The 15,027-nt window shown below is 48.2% G+C and carries 10 protein-coding genes; all 10 read right to left on the bottom strand.

Annotated features, from left to right (window positions below):
- Position 1: 1 nt before the first annotated feature.
- The 10 genes from H608_RS0102020 to H608_RS0101975 all read right to left on the bottom strand — a co-directional run bounded on the left by H608_RS0102020 (position 2) and on the right by H608_RS0101975 (position 14,908).
- Positions 2 to 853: a DUF1835 domain-containing protein gene (locus H608_RS0102020; RefSeq protein ID WP_028786209.1), complete on the bottom strand. Its 852-nt coding sequence runs from the start codon at positions 851 to 853 to the stop codon at positions 2 to 4.
- Between the two features lie 21 nt (positions 854 to 874).
- Positions 875 to 2,770 carry a DNA topoisomerase IV subunit B gene (locus H608_RS0102015; protein WP_028786208.1) on the bottom strand — a complete coding sequence of 632 codons (1,896 nt, stop codon included), beginning with the start codon at positions 2,768 to 2,770 and terminating at the stop codon, positions 875 to 877.
- Between the two features lie 246 nt (positions 2,771 to 3,016).
- A complete protein-coding gene (pyrR, locus tag H608_RS0102010; protein ID WP_028786207.1) occupies positions 3,017 to 3,544 on the bottom strand; it encodes a bifunctional pyr operon transcriptional regulator/uracil phosphoribosyltransferase PyrR in 528 nt (175 codons plus the stop codon).
- Between the two features lie 160 nt (positions 3,545 to 3,704).
- The gene (locus H608_RS20915) at positions 3,705 to 4,271 is read right to left on the bottom strand and encodes a porin family protein (RefSeq protein WP_051267928.1); all 567 of its coding nucleotides are present in this window, start codon (positions 4,269 to 4,271) and stop codon (positions 3,705 to 3,707) included.
- 160 nt (positions 4,272 to 4,431) lie between these two features.
- Positions 4,432 to 5,085 (bottom strand): porin family protein, encoded by a 654-nt coding sequence (locus H608_RS0102000; RefSeq protein WP_071836903.1) that lies wholly within the window; start codon positions 5,083 to 5,085, stop codon positions 4,432 to 4,434.
- Between the two features lie 27 nt (positions 5,086 to 5,112).
- The gene (locus tag H608_RS23315; protein WP_028786205.1) at positions 5,113 to 5,745 is read right to left on the bottom strand and encodes a porin family protein; all 633 of its coding nucleotides are present in this window, start codon (positions 5,743 to 5,745) and stop codon (positions 5,113 to 5,115) included.
- A 536-nt stretch (positions 5,746 to 6,281) separates the two neighbouring features.
- A complete protein-coding gene (gene pruA / locus H608_RS0101990; protein WP_028786204.1) occupies positions 6,282 to 7,913 on the bottom strand; it encodes an L-glutamate gamma-semialdehyde dehydrogenase in 1,632 nt (543 codons plus the stop codon).
- 39 nt (positions 7,914 to 7,952) lie between these two features.
- Positions 7,953 to 9,051 (bottom strand): peptide chain release factor 2 gene (gene prfB / locus H608_RS0101985; RefSeq protein WP_155990014.1). Its coding sequence is split into 2 segments (ribosomal slippage): positions 7,953 to 8,990 and positions 8,992 to 9,051, totalling 1,098 coding nucleotides; the frame shifts between segments, so codons are not numbered across the junction.
- A gap of 47 nt (positions 9,052 to 9,098) precedes the next feature.
- Complete coding sequence (locus tag H608_RS0101980; RefSeq protein ID WP_028786202.1) at positions 9,099 to 10,112, bottom strand: PorP/SprF family type IX secretion system membrane protein; 1,014 nt, start codon at positions 10,110 to 10,112, stop codon at positions 9,099 to 9,101.
- 32 nt (positions 10,113 to 10,144) lie between these two features.
- Positions 10,145 to 14,908, bottom strand: coding sequence for a T9SS C-terminal target domain-containing protein (locus H608_RS0101975; protein WP_028786201.1), 4,764 nt, complete (start codon positions 14,906 to 14,908; stop codon positions 10,145 to 10,147).
- Positions 14,909 to 15,027 lie beyond the last annotated feature (119 nt).

The following is a 15,027-nucleotide window of genomic DNA, read 5'->3' as shown; positions in this document are numbered from 1 at the left end:
TTTAACCAGCCTGCTCTTCTGCTGCGTTGGCTGTCTCCGTTTTTGGTGCCCCCGGACGTCTTACATCAAATTCTTTCCATCCTTTATTGATATCGCCGAGCACTTCGATCTTTCCTTCCTGCACAAGTTGTTTCATGCGCCACATGATAAACACGTCACCGGTTTTGATCTTCATGCGGTTGAGCGTATTGGACAAAACGCGCCATGACTTCTGCCATTCACCGGTAACATTTTTCAGCAGTTCGTCATCAAAGAATGTTTCATCCCTGCTCACGATTTTCTTTCCTCCCTCGAGTATACGCACCAGGGCATTTTCATCACACAGTTTTTTCCATTCATCCGGGTCTACTTCAAACTCGCTGAGTGTGATGGGACGGGCCAGCTTGCGTGCCTTACGGAATTCAGAAGGGCGTATTTCGTGCAACCAGGATGGATAGAAAATATTTCCTTTCTCATTGATGAAAGGAAGGTTGTTCATGTACAACACCATGATGCGGCCCTGGAATTCGCGCAACTGCGGCATCAGCCAGTAATAGCCCGATACATCGTGCTGGTTTTGTCCCATCCAGATCCACACTTCCAGCTCCGGTTCTTCTTCCAGTTTCTTTTTCAGGTTGTGCACGGTGAGCTTATCATCGACGAGGTCGGCCTGTTCGGCGTACGGAGAGTTTTCCAGCAATGTTTTCCACCAGTCGCGGCGTTGCTGGTAACCTTCCGGCTCATAAATCGCCTGGATGGGCCCTACGGCAAAATCATCTTTGATCTGCCATACTTCGCCTGCAAGGTCCTCCTCGAGTTCGAGCACCTGTTGCATCAGCGCTACTTCACTTTCATTGAATACGATGTGTAACATAAATTATTTCAAGGGAGCAGATCACTCGGTTTCTACCGGTGCATCCAACTCTACTTTGAGGTTATTGATAATAAATTCCTGGCGGTCGGAAGTATTCTTACCCATGTAATATTCGAGCAGGTGATGAATATGATCACCTTCTTCCACCCGCATCAATTGCTTGCGCATATCGGCACCGATGAATTGTGCAAACTCATCGGGACTGATCTCGCCAAGTCCTTTGAATCGCGTTACTTCAGGACGGTTGCCGAGTTTCTTCATGGCTTTTTGTTTCTCCGCTTCGTCGAAACAATAGATAGTTTCCTGTTTGTTGCGCACGCGGAACAACGGTGTTTCCAGCACATACACTTTTCCGTGTTTTACCAGGTCGGGGAAGAATTGCAGGAAGAAAGTCATCAGCAGCAGACGGATGTGCATGCCATCCACGTCGGCATCGGTGGCGATAATGATATTGTTGAAACGCAGTCCTTCCATGCCTTCTTCGATATTCAGCGCATGCTGCAGCAGGTTGAACTCTTCGTTTTCATATACTACTTTTTTGGTAAGCCCAAAGCTGTTAAGCGGCTTACCACGCAGACTGAAGACGGCCTGGGTTTCCACATTGCGTGATTTGGTAATGGAACCACTGGCACTGTCCCCTTCCGTAATGAAGATGGTGGTTTCATTTTGCTTCGCGATGAACTCTTCACGGTTCTTTGCCGGCGGTTCATCGTTATAATGGTAACGACAATCGCGGAGTTTGCGGTTGTGCAGGTTGGCTTTCTTGGCGCGTTCGTTTGCCAGTTTTTTGATGCCGGCCATTTCCTTGCGTTCGCGTTCGCTTTGCTCGATGCGCTTTTTCATGGCCTCGGCCACCGCAGGATTTTTATGCAGGAAATTATCCAGTTCTTTTGCAAAAAAATCATTCACGAACTGGCGCATGCTCGGGCCATTCACGTCTACGTTGAGTGAACCGAGTTTGGTTTTTGTCTGCGATTCGAAAACCGGCTCCACTACCCTTACGGAAACGGCGGCTACGATACCGGTACGTATGTCAGATGCGTCGTAATCTTTTTTGAAAAATTCGCGGACCGTTTTTACAAACGCTTCGCGGAATGCCTGCTGGTGTGTACCGCCTTGTGTGGTATGCTGACCGTTTACAAAACTGTAGAGGTCTTCACCATAGTCGTTGTTGTGCGTAATAGCTACTTCAATATCCTCACCTTTCAGGTGAATAATGGGATAGCGGATCTCGTCTACATTGGTCTTGCGATGCAGGAGATCGAGCAGACCGTTTTTACTGGTATATGTTTTTCCGTTGAAAACGATTTTGAGACCGGCATTCAGGAAGCAATAATTCCAAAGGAGATTTTCCAAAAACTCGTATTGGAATTTGAAGTTTTTGAAAACCGTTTCGTCGGGTATAAACACAACGGCGGTACCGTTTTGTTCCGTGCTTTTTGTTTCCTTGTGTTCTTTGATCAATTCACCGCGTTCAAACTCTGCGCTTTTCTCTTTGCCGTCGCGGATGGCGGTTACTTTGAAATAATTACTGAGGGCGTTTACAGCCTTGGTACCCACACCGTTCAGGCCAACAGATTTCTGGAATGCTTTGCTGTCGTATTTGGCGCCGGTATTGATCTTGCTGACCACGTCCACGAGTTTGCCGAGCGGAATACCGCGGCCGTAGTCGCGCACGGTCACCTGCCGGTTTTCGATGGAGAGTTCGACTGTTTTGCCATAACCCATGGTAAACTCATCGATACAGTTGTCCATTACTTCCTTGACGAGTACGTAAATACCATCGTCCGGAGAGGAACCATCGCCGAGTTTACCGATATACATACCGGGACGCAGGCGGATATGTTCTTTCCAGTCTAGCGTTTTAATACTGTCGTCGGTATATTCAAACATGTTTGTGTCTTTCTCTTTGGCCATTGCTTCTTAAGTACGGTTCTAACGATGCTGAAATAATAGTCTTGTAACGGCTCGCCGTTTATGCAATCCGGCAAATATAACAAAACAGGCGACCCCGCCGGAATATTGAGTTATACACGGTTGTGGAAAAAATATACCCGGCATAATCACTTGTTTATCATCCACTTATCGGGCATAATTTGAAGATTTGATAATTTGAAAATTAGACAATTCACTTTCAAATCATCAAATTTTCAAATTGCCTGATTAATCCAGGATTACCACCTCTTCCGTGCCATCCTTCTCCTGCCAGTATACTTTTACTTTTTGGGAAATGAGGGAGTCGATTGATTTGCCCACGTAATCGGGTTGTATGGGGAATTGCCGGCTGAAGCGGCGGTCGATCAATACGCAGAGTTCTACCTTTTCCGGGCGGCCGAAAGCAAGCAGCGCGTCCAATGCGGCGCGGATGGTACGGCCGGTATACAGCACGTCATCGATCAATACCACATTTTTTCCTTCAATGGAAAAAGAGATATCGGTCTGGTTGGGCATATGCAATTCCTTACGCACATCATCGCGGTAGAAGGTGATGTCGAGCTTGCCGTAGTCTACCGTCCGGTCCGCCGGCAGCAATTGCCGGACCTGCCCTACAACCTGGTCAGACAAATAGATCCCGCGCGGCTGAAGGCCAATGACTACGGTATTTTCAAGGTCAACATGATTTTCCAATATCTGGTGACTCAGTCTGCGGATGGTAATAGCCAGTTGCGAAGCCGTAAGTATCGATTTCAAGCCTGTTGTTTTGGCGAATTTACTTAGAAGTAATAAGTTTTAAGTATTAAGTTGTAAGTTTTAAATGGCAGGTTACTGGTTATTGACAATTAAAACGCCCTGGTTCGTGTATACACGAACCAGGGCGAAAACTTATTACTTAAAACTTATTACCTACAACTCAATGGTGCTTGAACTGGTAGAACACGCCCAGTTGAAACACTCCATTGCGTGCGTCGTATGCACGGTTATCGCTGACATTGGCAATACCGGCATTAAAACGGGCATCAAAACCCACACCGGCAGGGAAAATGTAGCTGGCACCGAATACCCAGGAGAAGTCGATCGCTTTTAAATCATCTTTTACGTCCACTTCCACATCACCCACCTTGCTTTTGGCCACGGTCAGGATGCCGAGCTGAGGACCTGTTTGCAGACGGAAACCGTTGCCAAACATAAACTGTCCGAGCACGGGCATGTTCACATAATTCAGCTTAAGCTCATTTCTGCCGTCTTTGCCGCCTTGGGTTGAATAGACAATCTCTGGCTGCAGCGCAAACATTCTTGTCAGGTGAATATGTGCAAGACCGCCGAAATGTGCGCCGGCTTTTGTATCAAAGTCACGTCCATCATTGATAGCCACACGCGATAAATTAAGCCCTCCTTTCAAGCCAAACTCAACATGTTGAGCTTTTGTTACGGAGATGCACAGGAACAGAACGATGCTACTAAAAAGTACCTTTTTCATAAACTAGCAGATTTATTTTATTAATCAGAACCGTCTACCGGTTTCAACGTCCCCTTCTTTTAAAAAATCATGCCAATCACGTTTTGGCTCATCTATGTGCCTGTAATACAAAGGGGACGGCCTGAGCCATCCCCCGTTGAACTAAGCGGAAACTAAACTATTATTTGCCGAAAAAATCCCCCACGGACAAGCCGATATAGGAAGATTTTGTTTTGATAGAAGCATCTTCCAGGTCGTCGTTGTATTCGGAAAGATTGGTAAGCCCTTTAACAAAATTCAGGCTGAATGACAAGCCGTTTTTTAATTTATAGCCCGCAAGAATATTGGCGCCGGCTTCAAAACGCTTCTGGCTGAAGATCGACACTTCGCCATCAGCATCTTTGTCATAGAGATCGTACTCTACGTCATCGTTGCCATCTACTTTCATTTTAGATGAAAGGCCAAAAGACAGGTTGGGACCAATGCCACCAAAAAATCCGTTGGTACGATAAATAAACGTAATAGGCATATCGATGGTAAAGGTTTTGATGTTAAGTTTAACATCACCCAGTTCTTCAACATCCATTTTGTTTACACCTTTCATCATAAACAACAGTTCGGGCTGGATAGCGAAGTTTTCGGCAATGCCGATCTGCGCTACACCTCCCACCTGGAAACCCACGCGGGAACCGTTCCATTTTACATTTTGACTTCCTTCTTCAATTTTATAATTGAGGAAGCTCATATTGCCTCCGGCCTTTACACCGAAAGAGGTTTGCGCCGACGCAGTAGCCGCCGCGAAAGAAAGCATAACAGTTGCAAGAAAAATTCTCATTTGATAATTAATTAGCAGGTTAAAAAATTATTTGCCGAAGAAATAACCGATCGACAATCCGATATAGGAAGAATTATGTTTGATCGTCGCTTCGTCGAGATCATCGTTATATTTGGAACTATTGGTAAGACCTTTTGCAAAGTTCAGACTGAATGCCAGACCGCTTGCCAGTTTGTAGCCAGCCACAACGTTAGCACCTACTTCAAAGCGTTTCTGAATGAAGAAAGAGGCTTCGTCTTCATCGTACATGTCATAGGTATCCCCATCTGATTTTGCTTTGGAGGATACACCAAACTGCAGATTAGGACCAAAACCGCCAAAGAATCCTTTATTGCGATAAATGAAATTGATCGGCATATCAATTGTCATCAGCGTGAAATCGATGTCGTTAGTCGACATTGCAGGACGAACGCCGTTAGCACCTTTCATTACAAATAACAGTTCGGGTTGAAGAGCAAAATTTTCAGCAATGCCAATTTGCGCAACACCACCTACCTGGAACCCCAGGCGTGAGCCATCCCATGTTTGATTCTCGCTACCCGCTTCAATTTTATATCGGAGGAAACTCATGTTGGGACCGGCCTTGACACCGAAAGACGTTTGTGCAGAGACAGTTTGTGCAGCAAGACAGATAATAGCTGCAACGAGCATTTTTTTCATGATAAAATGGTTGGTTAATATATATGGTTGTGAAAAGAGACTTGATCATTACGTACAAACAGCAACTATGCACACGGTGGTATAAGCAGCAACCGGCTTATTACCGTCTGACAAGTTTGTAACAGGTGCGCCAGATATCTTCCCATTCGCGTGACGAAGGCACGCATCAGGTTTAGACTTTGTAACAGCGCAATGGATAATTAGGGAAAGAGTTGACTGTAATGCACCTTTCCGGACACGACAGTGCTTGAGTGAGGAATAGTTTCATGCTTAGTGGTTAATGGTTGAACGATTAAGCAAAATTAAGGCCAGATAACGTCACAATCAAAATCAGGACACCACTAAAAACAAAAAATACCACGTATGTGGTATTTCTTCTATCCGGAAAAAGGGGATTACGCGAGAGCGTGAATGGTGAATCGTCAATCGTGAATGGTGAATGGTCAATCGTGAATACTTACAGGCATTACCTATAGTGACTCTTATACCTTACACCTTACACCTTACACCTTACACCTTACACCTTATACCTCTGCTCATTGCTCCTGCAAAAATGCATACCGGTAATCAACCGGTGGTTGAAACGTTTCCTTAATAGTACGTGCGCTCAACCAGCGATAAAGATTAAGAATGCTTCCGGCTTTATCATTGGTTCCGCTCGCACGTGCGCCACCAAATGGTTGTTGCCCTACCACTGCACCGGTAGGTTTATCATTGATGTAAAAATTACCGGCGGCCTGCTTCAGTTTCACCGTTGCCCGCTCGATAGCAGCGCGGTCGGTGGAAATGATGGAACCGGTGAGCGCATAAGGAGAAGTAGTATCTACCAGCTCCAATGCCTGCTCAAATTCATTTTCATCGTATACATAAATAGTCAGCACCGGCCCGAAGATTTCCTCGCACATCGTAACCGACTGCGGATTTTTTGTTTCGATAACGGTAGGCTGAATAAAATACCCTTTGCTCTTGTCGGCATCGCCACCAACGAGGATCGTTGCGTTGGGATCTTTTGCCGCATCGTCGATGTATTGCCTGATCTTGTCAAAGCTCTTTTCATCGATCACCGCATTCACAAAATTGGTGAAGTCTTCTACCGTACCTACTTTGAAACTTTTTACTCCTTCCACCAGTTTCGCTTTTACGTCTTCTGCAATGTTGGAGGGAATATAGGCGCGTGATGCCGCAGAACATTTTTGTCCCTGGAATTCAAATGCACCGCGCAGCAAAGCAGTAGCCACCACATCGGCGTTGGCGCTTTTATGCACCAGTACAAAGTCTTTGCCACCGGTTTCTCCCACTATGCGTGGATAGGTGCGGTAGCTGGACATATTCTTACCAATCGTCTCCCACATTTTATTGAACACACCTGTTGACCCGGTAAAATGTACGCCGGCGAAATCCCGGTGATTGAAACATACTTCACCGAGTGTCGGGCCATCTACATACACCAGGTTGATCACACCGTCGGGCAGACCCGCTTCTCTCAGAATGCGCATGAACATCTGCGCCGAGTAGACCTGTGTGTTGGCAGGTTTCCATACTACCACGTTTCCGCAAAGTGCGGCCGATGTGGGCAGGTTGCCACCGATGGCGGTGAAGTTGAACGGCGTTACGGCCAATACAAATCCTTCGAGCGGGCGGTACTCCATGCGGTTGTGCATGCCGGGGCCGCTCACGGGTTGTTGTTTATAAATCTCGCCGAGAAAATGAACATTGAAGCGAAGAAAATCGATCAGCTCGCAGGCGGCATCGATCTCTGCCTGGTAAGCGTTTTTGCTTTGACCAAGCATGGTAGTACCGTTCATATAGGGACGGTATTTACCGGCGATCAGATCGGCGGCTTTCAGGAAAATACCTGCGCGGCTTTCCCAACTCATGGCCGCCCAGCTTTCGCGCGCACCAAGGGCCGCATCGATGGCCTGTTGCACGTGCGTGGCATCACCCGCATGAAAATGACCCAGCACGTGTTTGTTTTCATGTGGCGGGTGAATGGCTACTTTTTTCTCCGTGCGCACTTCCCGGCCCCCGATGTACATGGGAATATCAGCCTGCTCATTTTTGAGTTCAGCCAACACTTCTTTCAGACGTTTTTTTTCTGCCGAACCGGGACCGTAATTGAGTACAGGTTCGTTGGCGGGAAGCGGATAAGAAAAAGTTCCGATGCTCATATTTTACAATTAATTCCGCAGTTGCGGGAGTTATAGTAATCAGTTAGATGTTTCGTTTTCTTTCTCACTCATGAGGTAGGCTTTGATAAAGCCGTCGAGCTCGCCGTCCATTACCGGCTGAATGTTGCCGGTTTCGTAGTCTGTTCGGTGATCTTTGATCATTTTGTAAGGGTGGAATACGTAAGACCGGATCTGGCTTCCCCATTCGATTTTTTTCTTTTTCGCGTTGGTGGCATCCTTCAGTGCATTGCGTTTCTGCAGTTCCATCTCATACAACCGGCTCTTCAGCATCTGCATCGCGAGCTCGCGGTTACCAAGCTGGCTTCTGTCCTGCTGGCAAACTACCACGATTCCGGTTGGGATGTGCGTTAATTGCACCTTGGTTTCCACCTTGTTTACGTTCTGTCCGCCGGCACCTCCGCTTCGCGAAGTTTCCATTTTTACATCGGAAGGATTGATTTCGATGTTAATCGTATCATCCACCAGCGGGTAGGCATATACGCTCACAAAGGAAGTGTGTCGCCGGGCATTGCTATCAAAAGGAGAAATACGCACCAGGCGGTGTACGCCATTTTCGGCTTTTAAAAAGCCAAAGGCAAAAGGCCCTTCAAACTGCAGGGTGGCGGTTTTGATACCTGCGCCATCTCCTTCCTGCCAGTCCATTTCCGTTACTTTCCAGCCTTGCTTTTCACCGTACATGCGATACATGCGGGCGAGCATTTCGGCCCAGTCCTGGCTTTCGGTACCGCCGGCGCCTGCATTGATCTGCAGTACGGCAGGCAGTTCGTCTTCCGGCTCGTTGAGGGTGGCTTTAAATTCGGCGTCTTCGAGGGCGGACAGCGCGGCATCGTATGCCTGCTGGGTTTCTTCCTCGGTAGCGTCACCGGCTTTCCAGAACTCGAAGAGCACGGCAAAGTCCTCTACGGCCGTTTCGGTGGCTTCGTAGAGTTTTACCCAGTACTCATTGACCTTCATGTTCTTGAGAATCTCGGTAGCCCTTTTGTTGTCGTCCCAGAAACCGGGACTCAGCGAAAGTTGTTTATCGTCTTCAATCTTTAAGAGGCGGTTCTCGACGTCAAAGAAACCTCCTTATCCCGACAATGCGGGACCGCATATCCTGTAATTTTTCGATTGTCATGGCGCAAATTTAGGAAAAATTACGGCACCCGAACATCTGGTAGTGTTTTAGAATCGCGGACAGCGTGTTGCGTCAAGGGAAGTATTGAATTTATCGAGGAATCCTCTGTAGGTAACCGACAGCTCAAAACCACCCCGGCCTACCGAACGCGTAGCCAGTTTGGAGATGTTTACATCGTAACTGAAAGCCACGGCAAACGGGCGGTAATCGAGTTTAATAGTCGGAATGATGGCATCGCCCCAACGCAGGAACGCACCGCCGTGCAATACATAATCCGGCTCGTCGATCAGCGGACCTATCTTCAATCCGTACAACAGACCGCCGATAAATTCGGTATAACTGCCCTGCTTCATGAAATCGGAATAAAAAGTAATGGTTGAATAGTCGTTTACATCGGCTTTGAAATCTGCAGACAATACCATCTTGGGATCGAGCACTACAGAAGAAGCGTTGAAGAATGAATTACGCGGACGGTTGAAGTGATGATAGGCAAACCCGATCACCAGGTTGTTGTTTTCATTTTCACCCAAACTTGTATTGTAGCTAAGACCGGCACTCCCATCCCAGTAAGTAAAGCCGCTGGCCACCAGATCTTCCCCGTCAAAACCATTATCATATTGATTATTGGTCGTGATCTTGGAACGATCGAAACGACGTTGTACCATGCCACCCATGAAAGCGGCAGACAGATAACTGTTGCGGTAATCGCTCAATGATTTGTGATAGTTGATGGCAGGCATTACGATGGTCGTAGTCAGATTAGTGGTTCCCGCACGGTCATAATAAGCCTGTAATCCCAGTGTCATATAATCATCGCCCTGGCCGGGTTTTGATTTATATTCCACGTTGAAAGAACCGGTTTTATAAGCGTTGGCCACACTGTTCCACTGCGAGCGGTAAACGGCCTGCACACGTATATCGCCTTTCATGATACCTGCCAGCGCCGGGTTGCGGTACAGCGGTGTTTCATGAAATTGAGAAAAATGGATATCCTGCGCAGCCGCCGTTAGCCCGCACGCACAAACCATTGCTGTCTGAATGAAGTAAAATAGTTTTTTCATAGTCGTTCAATAGGTATTCGAATTTCAAAGGCCTACCGCAACAAAGTCACGTCACCTTTATAGGATAATATTTCGTTATTCTCACAAACCACTTCGATGCTGTATACAAAAACATCGGGAGCCAGCTTCTTGCCGCGATAGGTGCCATCCCATCCTGCAGCAACATCGTTGGCATTGAAATTCTGCGCTTCAAACACCAGCTCCCCCCAACGGTTGAACACCCGGAAGGAACGGATTTTCTGCAGTCCTTTGCCTCTCGGATAAAACACTTCGTTCATGCCATTTCCGTTAGGAGAAAATGTATTCGGTACAAACAGGTTGCCATTGTTGCACACCACATAAACCGTCAACTCATCACGGGCGGAACAGCCTCCTTCGTTGGTCACATCGATTACATACTTTGTCGTCTGCCGCGGAGAAGCCGATGGAGCAGGACAATCGATACAGGTGAGGTTGTAAGCCGGCGACCATCTCCAGGCCGTGACGTCGGCAGAACCCGTGGCGCGCAATTGTACAGCCGAACCAACAGCCAGCGTCTGATCAGGCCCGGCCTCCACCTGCGGAATAGGATGTACTTTAACCAGTATGTCTGCCGTATCTGCAAAACAATTATCGTTGTCACGTCCGATGACGCGGTAAGTTGTAGTAGTGGTCGGATTGGCTTGTGGTCTTGGTGAAGACGTACTGCTTAATCCTGCCGACGGCGACCAGGTATAGCTGTCGGCACCTGAAGCAGACAACCGCGTACTCTGACCCACACACAAGGTATCACCTGGGCCTGTTTCCATTACAAAAGGTTTGCGCACCCGCACGGCTACCGTGTCTTTGTTGCGACAACCCGCAGCGCTCACTCCTTCGACGATGTATTGAATATCATCCTGCGGAATAGCGAGTGGAGCCGCACAGTCATCACAACTCAATGTGGCGGCAGGTTGCCACAGATAAGTGCTCGCACCGGTTGCCCGCAATGGTAAAGGCGTACCCAGGCAGGCCACAAGATCAGGTCCGGCGCTTACAACCGGCAACGGATGTACGATCAATGTATGCGTTGTGGTATCATGACAATTGTTTGTATCGGTTGCTATAAGCCGGATATTATACGTAGCTGCGGTAGCATAGGTTTGCAGCGGTGGTTGCTGCACGCTGGCCGTATTGCCATTTCCCAATTGCCAGTCCCATTGCAGCGAAGCTGCATCACCGCGGTTCACTAAACCTCCAAATTGAATCTCCGCAGGTACGCAGGATTCAGTAGCGCCCTGAACGGCAACCAGTGGTCGTGGATATACGCGCACCGCGGCCGGAAGCGTAAGCGAATCGGAACAGCCTGTTTGTGTTTGGGCAACAAGTTTAACATCATAATCGCCAGGAGCGGCGTAGAAATGTTGCGGCGCAGCATCGGTGCTGGTAGTGCCGTCGCCAAAACTCCACAACCATCCCGTGATATAATCGTTGCTCACGGTTGTATTGGAGAAGTTCACCGTAAGCTGATCGCAGGCAGCGGGACGATCCGCAAAAAAGTCGACTACCACACCGGTCACTTTGATCGTGTCCAACCCCTGGACAGGCACGGCACATCCTGCCGCGTCACGCAGGATGATACGTGGTATATACTCACCGGCTGTGGCATAAGTATGGGTAATGGTCGGCTCCGAAGTCAATTCTGTCGTACCATCGGTAAAGTCCCACAGAAAAGTAGCGGCGTTGGAAGCGGTGGCGGTAAAAGTTACAGTCAAAGGGTTACAACCAACGAGCGGTGTGTAACTGAACGTACCGGAAGGCCCTTTTAACTCGATGCGTTGAATCGCCGAATCCTGGCAACCACCCGGACCGGTTATAATCTGCTTCGCGAAATAAATACCGGGCAACGTATAGGTATGCACAGGATCTGTCAGCACAGAAGTATTGCCATCACCAAAATCCCAGGTAATACTGCGTGCATTCACTGCAGTATTGGTGAAACGTACTTCAAGCGGCGGGCAGGTGCCTACCGAATCGGATACCGTGAAGCCGGCCTGCGGCATGCTGATATTGATATAGTCAGGTTTGGTAATGGAATCGCGGCAACCATAAAGATCGACTACCACCAATTTCACGGGATACAAACCTGTATTGGAATAATTATGAACCGGATTAATGGCTGTTGCGCCTTGTCCGTCACCAAAGTCCCAGGTGTAGTTCAGCAGCACCCCCCATGAGTTATTGATAAAGCTGACCGGTTTGCCGATACAGGATGCAGTGTCCGGCGAATAAAAATCTGCCACCGGTTTTGAGATTATGACCGCTGCCGTGCGGCTTACTTTATCCTTACAACCATAGCTGTCCGTAACGGTCAGCGACACGGTATAAGTACCGGCCGTAGCATAAGTATGCCCAAAAGGAGGAGCCGTATTTACTTCCGTTATACCATTTCCATAATCCCATTCCCAACTCGTGATCGGATGTTGTCCGTCTGTCACAGACTGGTCGTTGAACATGATGTGAGGATTATAAATACAGGCGGCCGGTGCAGAAGGAAGGAAGGCTGCCGTTGCGCCGTATACATTGATCGTGTGCTTAATGCTGTCTACGCATCCGAGCGCATCGACGATAACGAGTTTAACGGTATAAGTACCGGCATTTGTATAAGTATGCGATACGGACTGCTGATTGTTCGATACAGCCGTGCCATCACCAAAAGTCCATTGCCATGATTGGATGTTCGCACTATTGATCCCATTTGCGGTAAAGACCAATGCTGTGTTGCGGCACACTTCGGGGCTCGCCGGTGTGAACGCTGCTTTTTCATCTATCACCCTTACCGTTCTTGTTGTCCGGTGCGAGCAACTGCCATTGGTCACTGTCAGCATAACCGTATACGTACCTGGTGAAGCATAGGTATGCAAAGGATGCTGCTGCGTAGAAGTTTGTCCGTCACCAAATTCCCAGAACCATGTTTCAGGCCCGATCGAACGATCGGTGAACTGCTTTGAATATTTGTCAGTACAATTATTTGCCACATCGAACAAAGCGATCGGCGGTTTAATGTGGACGATGTTGGTGTAACGGACCGTATCGGCGCAGGTATTGCTCATTACAATCAGCGTTACACTGAAATAACCGGTATCGCTGTAAAGATGTGAAGGATGCTGCAGGTTGGAAGTACCACCATCGCCGAAATCCCAGAACCATTCATCAATGTCATCCCCTGTGCTGTTGTCGGTAAACTGGACAGGATCGGACGCGCATACATCCGGAGGCAATGCACTGAAATCGGCATTGGGCTTCACACCTACCCTTACTGCACGGTTAATGGTAACAGTACGTGTACAACCGCCAACTGTTGTGATGGTCAATGCTACATCGTATGTTCCGGCGCGCGTGTAGGTATGGGCGGGTGTGGCCGATGAGGAAGTAGTTCCGTCTCCAAAATTCCAGAGATAAGACGCCACCGGTTCGTTAACCGTAACGGTGGCCGTAGGATGAACGGTAGCCGGCACACAACCGGTAACCGGAAAGCCTTCGATTACTATTTCGGGCAACTCGATATTGATATAATCCGTGCGGGTCAATGTATCGCGGCAACCGGACGCATTGGTTACGACCAGTTGCACCGTATACACACCCGGCGCGGTATAAGTGTGCGAAGGATTGGAAGCGGAGGATGTGCCACCATCACCAAAGCTCCATTCGTAAGTATAATTGCCGGATGCGGCTGGTGTAAAGGAAACGTTGAATGGCGCCTGGCAGGATTGCGTGGCACTTGCCGTAAAACCTGTGGGCGGTTTTGGATTTACTTTGATCTCACGCGTAATGGAATCCTTACATGCGCCGAAATCATTTACCAGTTTTACAGTGTAAGTACCAGCTGTTGTATACGCATGCGTTGCCGTTAAACCCGTAGCCATTGTGCCATCGCCGAGGTGCCAGACAGATACACCCGGTACAGGACTCGTGGTATTCACAAAAGATGCAGGACTACCTACGCACACGCTATCGGGTGATGTAAACGTTGAATTGATTGTACCTACGGAAATAAGATTAGGTTTACGGATGGTATCGCGGCAACCCTGCGGGCTAATGACCACCAGCATAACCGTGTAGGAACCCAGCGCCGTATAAGTGTGTGAAGGATTTTGTTCTGCCGAAACACCACCATCACCAAATTGCCACTCAAAGCTCAGGTTACCCGGGCCTGTAGACGTATTGGTAAATTGAATGGTAGGATTTGCTTCACAGGTTTGCGCCGTGGTATTGGTGAAGTCCGCCTTTACGCCTTGCGTGATGGAAACGTAGGAAGGAATAGAAAAAACTTCAGTACAGCCGTGGCTGTTGGTTACGCGCAATGTAACGGTAAAGTTACCGGCGATGGTATAAGTATGTGAGGGGTTTTGCTGAGTGGAAGTAGTACCGTCGCCAAAGTCCCATAGCCAGCTGCTCAATGTGCCGCTTACGGGCAAACTGGCATCCGTGAATTGTACGGTATGCGGAAAGCAGCCCGCCGTGCCGGTGCCGGTGAATGAAGCAACGGGTTTAGGGAAAATGGTAATCAATTGCTGGCGTACAACGGAATCTGCATTGGCACCATTGCGCACAACAAGTTTTACGCTGTAAGTACCTGGATTGAAATAAGAAGCGGTGGGATGCTGCAGGGTGGAAATAGTACCGTTGCCCAGATCCCATCTCCACGAGGTGGGGTTACCTGTGGACAAATCTGTGAAGCGTACCACAAGCGGAGAACAGCCTTCGGTAACGGAGGCTGAGAAATCGGCGTGCAGCTGGGCATTGGTGTTGTTGTGTATGAAGAAGACGAACAACATACATGACAACACCCGGTTTATCCGGGATAAAAATTGGTTCATTTCAATAGGAATTCGATCTGATCTGATTGTCAGTCTTACGAAGTTAGATCAAAGATTTTCTTCATAGAACGTACTTA

Origin of the sequence: Terrimonas ferruginea DSM 30193, assembly GCF_000425585.1 — a bacterium.
Classification (GTDB): domain Bacteria; phylum Bacteroidota; class Bacteroidia; order Chitinophagales; family Chitinophagaceae; genus Terrimonas; species Terrimonas ferruginea.
Note: the sequence above shows the minus strand (reverse complement) of the source record. Positions and strands in the feature narration are given on the sequence as shown.